This is a genomic window from Kitasatospora sp. NPDC059577, from assembly GCF_042735475.1.
Lineage (GTDB): Bacteria > Actinomycetota > Actinomycetes > Streptomycetales > Streptomycetaceae > Kitasatospora.
The window spans coordinates 1-8,563 of record NZ_JBHWBZ010000071.1 but is presented as its reverse complement, the minus strand read 5'-3'; the positions used below and the strand labels follow the sequence as shown (position 1 = coordinate 8,563).

At 72.4% G+C, this 8,563-nt stretch carries 6 protein-coding genes and 1 pseudogene; 4 read left to right on the top strand and 3 right to left on the bottom strand.

Features of this window, described 5'->3' with window-relative positions; genetic code table 11:
* Nucleotides 1–130: 130 nt before the first annotated feature.
* From gltX to ACFV0O_RS35920, 3 genes are all read right to left on the bottom strand, one after another.
* Nucleotides 131–1,630, bottom strand: coding sequence for a glutamate--tRNA ligase (gltX, locus tag ACFV0O_RS35930; protein ID WP_360262023.1), 1,500 nt, complete (start codon nucleotides 1,628–1,630; stop codon nucleotides 131–133).
* On the bottom strand, nucleotides 1,623–2,423 hold the full coding sequence (locus tag ACFV0O_RS35925) for a fumarylacetoacetate hydrolase family protein (RefSeq protein ID WP_360262022.1): 801 nt from the start codon (nucleotides 2,421–2,423) through the stop codon (nucleotides 1,623–1,625). Before ACFV0O_RS35925 ends, gltX begins: the two co-directional genes overlap by 8 nt.
* A gap of 329 nt (nucleotides 2,424–2,752) precedes the next feature.
* A complete protein-coding gene (locus tag ACFV0O_RS35920) occupies nucleotides 2,753–3,019 on the bottom strand; it encodes a hypothetical protein (RefSeq protein ID WP_380348236.1) in 267 nt (88 codons plus the stop codon).
* Between the two features lie 591 nt (nucleotides 3,020–3,610).
* Between ACFV0O_RS35920 and ACFV0O_RS35915 the strand changes: the two genes are divergently transcribed.
* The 4 genes and pseudogenes from ACFV0O_RS35915 to ACFV0O_RS35900 form a co-directional block, all read left to right on the top strand.
* On the top strand, nucleotides 3,611–7,423 hold the full coding sequence (locus tag ACFV0O_RS35915) for a nitrate- and nitrite sensing domain-containing protein (protein WP_380348234.1): 3,813 nt from the start codon (nucleotides 3,611–3,613) through the stop codon (nucleotides 7,421–7,423).
* 10 nt (nucleotides 7,424–7,433) lie between these two features.
* Entirely contained in the window at nucleotides 7,434–7,847 is a 414-nt protein-coding gene (locus ACFV0O_RS35910) for a roadblock/LC7 domain-containing protein (protein WP_097236138.1), read from the top strand.
* A 167-nt stretch (nucleotides 7,848–8,014) separates the two neighbouring features.
* Nucleotides 8,015–8,440, top strand: a complete 426-nt coding sequence (locus tag ACFV0O_RS35905; protein WP_380348232.1) for a DUF742 domain-containing protein — start codon at nucleotides 8,015–8,017, stop codon at nucleotides 8,438–8,440.
* Nucleotides 8,421–8,563 (top strand): annotated as a pseudogene (locus ACFV0O_RS35900) (ATP-binding protein); the annotation flags it as partial. The gene ACFV0O_RS35905 and the pseudogene ACFV0O_RS35900, both read left to right, overlap by 20 nt.

Here is an 8,563-nt window from a genome sequence, read left to right as displayed (position 1 = left end):
ACAACACCACAGTGCGGCCCCCCCCCAAAAACCAACACCCCCGGCCCGGGCCCCGGGCGGGGGGCGCCGCCCCCGGGTCCCGCGGGGGGCCGCCCCCCCCCCGCCCCCCGCGGCCTGCACGGCGACCCGCTCAGGCGGCCGGCAGGGCGTCCAGGGACGAGCGCAGGCGGCGCAGCGTCTCGGGGCGGCCGAGGAGCTCCATGGACTCGAAGAGCGGCGGCGAGACCCGGCGGCCGGTGACGGCCACCCGCAGCGGCGTGAAGGCGAACTTGGGCTTGATGCCCAGCCCGTCCACCAGCGCCGCGCGCAGCGCGGCCTGGATCGGCTCCGGGGTGAAGTCCGCGAGGTCCTCCAGCGCCTTGATGCTGGCCTCCAGCACCGGGCGGGCGTCCGCGGTCAGCACCTTGGCGGCGTCGTCGGGGTCGACGGCGAACTTCTCCGGCGCCACGAACAGGAAGCCGGCCATGTTCACGATCTCGCTCAGCACGACCATCCGCTCCTGGGTGAGCGGCGCGACCTTGGCGAGCACGTCCAGCTGCTCCGCGGTCGGCTCGGCCGGCAGCAGCTCCGCGGCCTGCAGGAACGGCACCAGGCGCCCGGCGAAGTCCTCCGGGGCCAGCTTGCGGACGTGCTCGGCGTTGATCGCCTCGCACTTCTTCAGGTCGAAGCGGGCCGGGTTGGCGTTCACCTTGGCGATGTCGAAGGCGGCGACCATCTCGTCGATGTCGAAGAGGTCCCGGTCCTCGGCCAGCGACCAGCCCAGCAGCGACAGGTAGTTGAGCAGGCCCTCGGGGATGAAGCCGCGCTCGCGGTACAGGTTGAGCGAGGCCTGCGGGTCGCGCTTGGAGAGCTTCTTGTTGCCCTCGCCCATCACGTACGGCAGGTGACCGAAGCGCGGGGTGGTGCCGCTGCCGACGCCGATCTCGGCGAGGGCGGCGTACAGCGCGACCTGCCGCGGGGTGGAGGACAGCAGGTCCTCGCCGCGCAGCACGTGGGTGATGCCCATCAGGGCGTCGTCCACCGGGTTGACCAGGGTGTACAGCGGGGCGCCGTTGGCGCGGACGATGCCGTAGTCCGGCACGTTCTCCGGCTCGAAGGTGAGCGTGCCGCGGACCAGGTCGTCGAAGGAGATGGTCTTGTCGGGCATCCGGAAGCGCAGGATCGGCTCGCGCTTCTCCAGCTTGTAGACCGCGACCTGGTCGTCGGTCAGGTCCCGGCAGTGCCCGTCGTAGCCGGACGGCTTGCCGGCCGCGCGGGCGGCCTCGCGGCGGGCGTCCAGCTCCTCGGTGCTGCAGTAGCAGTGGTACGCGTGGCCGGCCTCGTGCAGGCGCCGGGCGACGTCGGCGTAGATGTCCATCCGCTGCGACTGGCGGTACGGCTCGTGCGGGCCGCCGACCTCCGGGCCCTCGTCCCAGTCGAAGCCGAGCCAGCGCATGGCGTCGAGCAGCTGGCCGTACGACTCCTCGGAGTCGCGGGCGGAGTCGGTGTCCTCGATCCGGAAGACCAGCGTGCCGCCGTTGTGGCGGGCGAAGGCCCAGTTGAAGAGGGCGGTGCGGACCAGGCCCACGTGGGGGTTGCCGGTCGGGGACGGACAGAAGCGAACCCGGACGGCCGGGTCAGTGTTAGCCACGCTTGATCACCTTGTTGGCGAGAGTGCCGATGCCTTCGATGGAGACGGCGACCTCGTCGCCGACGTTGAGGGGGCCCACCCCTGCGGGTGTGCCGGTGAGGATGACGTCGCCGGGCAGCAGCGTCATGGCCTCGGAGATGTGGACGATCAGCTCGGCGACCGAGCGGACCATCAGGGAGGTGCGGCCGGTCTGGCGGAGCTCGCCGTTGACCGTGCAGGTGACGGCCAGGTCGGCCGGGTCGAGGTCGGTCTCGATCCACGGACCCAGCGGGCAGGAGGTGTCGAAGCCCTTGGCCCGGGCCCACTGGCCCTCGCGCTGCTGCACGTCGCGGGCGGTGACGTCGTTGGCGCAGGTGTAGCCGAGGATCACCTCGGGCACCCGGTCCAGCGGGACCTCGCGGCACATCCGGCCGATCACCACGGCGAGTTCGGCCTCGTACTGGACGTCCGAGGAGAACGGCGGGTACGCGATGCTCTCGGTCGGGCCGATCACCGCGGTGGACGGCTTGAAGAAGGTCAGCGGGACGTCCGGGACCCGGTTGCCCAGTTCCTCGGCGTGCGCCGCGTAGTTGCGGCCGACCGCCACGATCTTGTTGGGGAGCATCGGGCTGAGCAGCCGGACGTCCTGGAAGCGGTAGCTCTCGCCGGTGGGCTGGGGCTGGCCGAACGGGTGGCCGGCCAGCGCGTGGACGACCAGCGAGTCGGGCTGGGAAGGGTCGCCCTCCACCACGCCGAAGGAGACGCTGCCGGCGGCAGGGCTTCCTTCCCGGACGGAAAACCTGGCAATGCGCACGGCTGGGATACCCCTCGCTTCGTCGGCCGCCCGGGGCGCGCCCGGGCGCTGGTGGGCGCCCCGCCCACGGTGGGCGCGGCCCCGTCAATCGGCCTCCAGGCTATCGCGTGGGGCCCCGCCTGACCGCTTTGCCCCTGTTCAGCGCGGTTGGGGCGGAAGCGGCGAGCGGGCGGGCGAACCCGCCCCGAGCCGAAGGGGCGCGCCGGTGCCGCGAGGGAGCACCGACCGTCGGCACCGGGTCCGAGCGCCCCGGAGGCGAGCGGGCGAACAGCAGAAGGCGCCGCCGCCACGTCGGTGGCGACGGCGCCTTCCGGCGTACGTGCGTGCGGTCAGTCCGCCAGGACGACGACCGGGGCGACCATCAGCTGGATGCGGCGCGGGTTGGCGGTGCTGGCCGGCAGTTCGGTGCCGTAGGTCACGACGTCCTCGGGCTGGCGGGCGCCGGGGATCTTGCTGAAGTCCTCGACCGAGGCCAGCGTCGTCCGGCGCGGGTTCGCGGTGGAGCGGCAGGACAGCGTGGACTTGGTGGCGTTCTTCGCCTGGGACATCGAGAGCACCTCGTGGTCGTGGCCGGGCGATCCGCGGCGGATCGGCACCGGCCTGAGTGATTCCGATTGATTCGGAGGGGTTCTGGGCAGGCTGATCGGGGCCGTGCTCCGGAGACTGCCCAGGTTACGAGATCTCTTTCCATAGAGACCGTGACCAAAGCTACACATTAGACTGTGATTTTGGTCACAATATATCGAGCAAAACTCAGATATCCGACATATCGCCGTACCGGAATTTTCCGACATCCGGCCGATAAGGGGCATTCCGGAAGGTCTGTGACTCTTTTCGATCTACGGTCGGGTTGGCATGTATCCGGCGAGTGTCCGAAAAAGGCGGTATTCCGGTCCGGTTACCGCACAGTCCGTGAGATTCCGCAAGCGGTCGGTAGCGCCGGGCGCCCGGTTCCTGCGGCCCTTGTTGGGATTCCCCGGCTGTGCTGGAATGCGACGGACCGTGGGTAGGGAGTGGTCCACCCCGGTGACCCGCTCTCCCGGACCGGCCGGGGTGCGGATGGAAACTCGACACCGTCCAGGCCGTGGCAACGCGGCGGGACGCCCGGTCCAGAGGTTGCGACGCCAGTGCAGGGACGTTTCAAAAGGGGTAGCGGCGCCGCGGGTAACCCGGAGTCGCGCGAGCCTGTGGCAGCCCCCCAGCAGGCGGCGGCGCCGGGCGGCCCGGCCGATCCGATGACGCCCGAGGGCGTAGGCCGACCGGAGGAGGACGGTCAGGAGCGGAAGTCCACCCGCGACAAACTCCGCACCTCCCTGACCCGACGCCGGGCCACCGGTCTGAACCGGCTCGCGATGCGCAACTGGCGTATCCGCACCCGTCTGATCGCCCTGCTCGCCCTCCCCGTCCTGGTCTCGCTGGTCCTCGGTGGCCTGCGCATCCAGAGCTCGATGGAGAACTCGCAGCAACTCGCCCAGATGGCCAACCTGTCCGACCTGGCCAAGAAGGCGACCAACCTCGCGGACGCGCTGCAGACCGAGCGCGACATCAGCGCCGGTCCGATGACGCACGAGCCGAACGCCCAGCTGGACGACGACATCGTCGCCGCCCGCAAGGCCACCGACGAACTGAGCCGCACCTTCACCGCGTCCTCCGACAAGTTCGAGAACCTCGAACTGTCCGGCGGAAAGGCGCTGCTGCTGCAGATCCGCCGCGACCTGAACTCGGTCTCGGACACCCGCAGCCTGCCGTACCAGAACAACCAGAACATCCAGTCGACGATCACCGCCTACGACGTGATCATCCGCGACCTGCTGTCCATCTCCCAGGACATCGCGCTCGCGTCGAACAACAAGGACCTGGTCGTCTCCACCCGCGCACTGCAGCAGTTCTCGCTCGCCAAGAACGCGACCTCGCAGCAGCGGGCCCTGATCAGCGCCGCGCTCGCCAACCCCAAGGCGCCCGACCTCAGCCTGAGCGACGAGTCCTTCGGTATCCGCCTGCGCCTCTCGTACGAGAACGCGGTCGCCAGCTTCAACAACATCTACACCGCGCACGACCTGGACAACCTGCGCAGCCAGCTGAGCTACAACTCGGTGGTCGCCGACGCCGACCGCTACGCCCAGACGATCCTCATCCAGGGCGGTATCCACCAGACCGAGGCGGTCAGCTACAAGGACTGGTACGAGAAGTCCAGCGCCAAGATCACCGCTGAGCGCCGGATCGAGTCCAAGCTCATCGAGAACCTCGACGGCAAGGCCCAGGACCTGCAGTCGCAGGCCGACACGGACGCCCTGATCATCGGTGTCGCCGTCGCCCTGGTGATGCTCGTCGCCCTCGGTGGCGCCGGTCTGATCGCCCGCTCGATGGTGCGCTCGCTGACCCGTCTGCAGGCCGCGGCCGAGGACGTCGCCGAGCGCCGCCTGCCCGAGCTGGTCAAGACCCTCTCGGAGAGCGACCCGCACGACGTCGACACCACGGTCGAGCCGGTCGCCGTCGACTCCACCGACGAGATCGGCCACGTGGCGCACGCGTTCGACATGGTGCACAGCGAGGCCGTCCGCCTGGCCGCCGAGCAGGCCCTCCTCCGCGGCAACATCAACGCGATGTTCACCAACCTCTCGCGCCGCAGCCAGGGCCTCATCCAGCGCCAGCTGTCGCTCATCTCCGAGCTGGAGAGCCGCGAGGCGGACCCGGACCAGCTCGCCAACCTCTTCAAGCTGGACCACCTCGCGACCCGCATGCGCCGCAACGGCGAAAACCTCCTCGTCCTCGCCGGTGAGGACCCGGGCCGCCGTTGGACCCGCCCCGTCCCGCTGGTCGACGTGCTCCGCGCCGCCGCATCCGAGGTGGAGCAGTACGAGCGCATCGAACTGGCCGCCGTCCCGTCGGCCGAGGTCGCCGGCCGCGTCGTCAACGACCTCGTCCACCTCCTCGCCGAGCTGCTGGAGAACGCCACCTCGTTCTCCAGCCCGCAGACCCGCGTCCGGGTCACCGGCCACGCGCTGCCGGACGGCCGCGTGCTGGTCGAGATCCACGACACCGGCATCGGCCTGAGCCCCGACGACCTCGCCGAGATCAACGAGCGCCTCGCCAACCCGCCGACGGTGGACGTCTCCGTCTCCCGCCGCATGGGCCTCTTCGTGGTCGGCCGTCTGTCGCTGCGTCACGGCATCCGCATCCAGCTCCGTCCCAGCGACTCCGGCGGCACCACCGCGCTGGTCATGCTCCCCGTGGACGTCACCAACTCCGGCGACCGCCGCGGCGCCGGCCGCCCCGGCCCCGCCCAGGGCAAGCAGCAGCGCGGGGTCACCCCGACGCCGCGTCAGCAGCGCCAGATGCCGCCCGGCCGCCAGGCCGGTCCGGCCGCGCTCGGCCAGGGTCCGGCCGGCGGTGCCCCGCAGGGCGGCCGTCCGCAGCTCGGCCAGGGCGGTCCGGCCGCTCCGGCGGGCCCGGGTGCTCCGGGTGCCCCCGGTGCTCCGGGTGCGCCCGGCGGCCCGGGTGCGCAGGCCGGTCCGGGTGCGCCCGGTGGCCGCGCCGGTGGTCTGCCGACCCGCCAGGTCGGCAAGGCCCTGCGCGAGAACCCGATGCCGCAGGGCCAGGGCAAGGGCAAGGGCCGACAGCCCGCGCAGCCGCAGCAGGCCCAGCAGGCTCCGCAGCAGCCCCAGCAGCAGTCGCAGCCGCAGCAGTCGCCGCAGGGCGGCCTGCCGCAGCGCACCCCGGGCCGCCAGGGTCCGCCGCAGACCGGCCAGACCGGCCAGACCGGCCAGACCGGCGCGAACGGCCTGCCCCGGCGCGGCCGCCAGCAGCAGCCCGGCCAGCCCCAGGCCGGCCAGCCGCAGCCGGGTCGGCAGCAGCCCGGCCAGGAACGGCAGCGCCCCGGTGGCGAGTTCGACGGCGGTCCGGGCCCCCGGACCGGCGAGCAGCCCCAGCACGGCCGCCCCGGCGGTCCCGGTGCTCCGCAGCAGGGCGCCCGTCCGGGCAACCGTCCGCAGGACGGCCTGCCGCAGCGAGCCCCCGGCCGTCAGGGTCCGGGTGCCCCGGGCGCCCCGGGTGCCCCCGGCCGGCCCGGCGCCGCCCAGGGTCCGCGGCGTCCGCAGCGCCCCGGCCCGGACGCGCCGCAGCGTGACCGTCAGCCGCAGCTGCCGCAGCAGCAGTCCCAGCCCCAGCCGCTGCCGTCGGCCGAGCCCGCGCCGGTGGAGAGCACCCAGCAGTTCGCGCGTCCGCGCTTCGAGGCCAGCCAGATCGACCCGCGCGACCCGCTGGGCCTCGGCCTGGTCGAGCCGGTGCTGCCGAACGTGCCGAACCCGGCGCGTCCGGAGCCGGTGCGCCAGGAGCAGGCCCCGCAGCAGCCGCAGCCGCTGCCGTACCAGGAGCCGATGGCGCTGCCGACCGGCCCGTCCGCGGCCGCCGGCCAGCAGCCCGCCGACCAGCAGGCCTGGTACCCGCAGGGCGACGCCCAGCAGCAGGCGCGGCCGCGCTCCTACCAGCCGCGCCGGCCGGGTACCTCCGCGCCGGACCTCCAGGAGCAGGGCCAGGCCCAGCAGCCTCCGCAGCAGCAGGCCGCCCGGCAGCAGGCCCCGCAGCAGCCCCAGGCCCCGCAGCAGCAGGCCCAGCAGCCGCAGGCCCCGCAGCAGCCGAGCCCCGACGACGCGCCGTGGCGCCCGTCCGCGAACGACGAGCGCTGGCGCCGCGCCGAGCAGGTGCGCGAGCCCTCGACCAACGGCGTGACCATGTCGGGCCTGCCCCGGCGGACCCCGCAGGCCAACCTGGTCTCCGGCACCGCCGAGGCGTCGCCGCTGACCGGGCCCCAGGTCTCCCGGGCCCCCGAGGAGGTCCGCGGCCGGCTGACCAACCTGCGCCGCGGCATCCAGCAGGGCCGCCGGGCCGGGGCCGAGCAGGGCTCCAACCAGCAGGGCTTCCCGCATGGTGCCCAGCAGCCGGGATTCGATAGTTTCGGTGGCCGGACCGACGGCAACGGCGCAGATCACCAGGAGCGTTGAGTTGAACCAGATGAGCCAGGCCGCACAGAACCTGAACTGGCTGATCACCAACTTCGTGGACAACACCCCCGGGGTGTCCCACACCGTGGTGGTCTCCGCGGACGGCCTCCTCCTGTGCATGTCCGAGGGCTTCCCCCGGGACCGCGCCGACCAGCTCGCCGCCGTCGCCTCCGGCCTCACCTCCCTCACCTCCGGCGCCAGCCGGATCTTCGAGGGCGGCGAGGTCAACCAGACGGTGGTCGAGATGGAGCGGGGCTTCCTGTTCCTCATGGCCATCAGCGACGGCTCCGCCCTCGCCGTCCTGGCCTCGCCCGACTCCGACATCGGCCTCGTCGGCTACGAGATGGCCCTGCTCGTCGACCGAGCCGGCGCCGTCCTCACCCCCGCACTTCGCGCGGAACTCCAGGGCAGTCTCCTGCACTGACCGGAGTCCGTGCGGACCCACCCACCCATCCGTCCGACCTCCCCGCCGGGTCCGACCCGACCGGCCCCGGCGTCTCACCCTCAGCTACCCTCAGGCAGCTGATCCCGCCTCAGCTGGTATTGCCCCAGCTGGAACCGGCTGCTCAGGCTGCAGCACAAGGAGGACCCATGACCCCGCCCTCGACACCCGGCGGCCCGTACGGCAACGGGTACGGCAGCGGCTACGGCGGCCAGCAGTCCGACGGTTACGAGCAGCAGCCGCTGGTCCGCCCGTACGCGATGACCGGTGGCCGGACCCGTCCCCGCTACCAACTCGCCATCGAGGCCCTGATCTCCACCACCGGGTCCGCCGAGCGGACCAGCGGGCTGCTCCCCGAGCACGCCCGGATCGTCAACCTCTGCCGTGAGGTCAAGTCCATCGCGGAGATCTCCGCACTGGCCGGTGTGCCGCTCGGTGTCGCCCGCATCCTCGTCGCCGACCTCGCGGAGGCCGGTCTCGTCGCCATCCACCAGCCCGCCGCCGCGGGCGAGTCGGGCGGAACGCCCGATGTCACGCTGCTCGAAAGGGTCCTCAGTGGACTTCGCAAGCTCTAACGGACCCGCCCGTGCCACGACGTCGGCCAAGATCGTCGTCGCGGGCGGCTTCGGTGTCGGCAAGACCACGCTCGTCGGCGCCGTCTCCGAGATCAACCCGCTGCGCACCGAAGCCGTCATGAC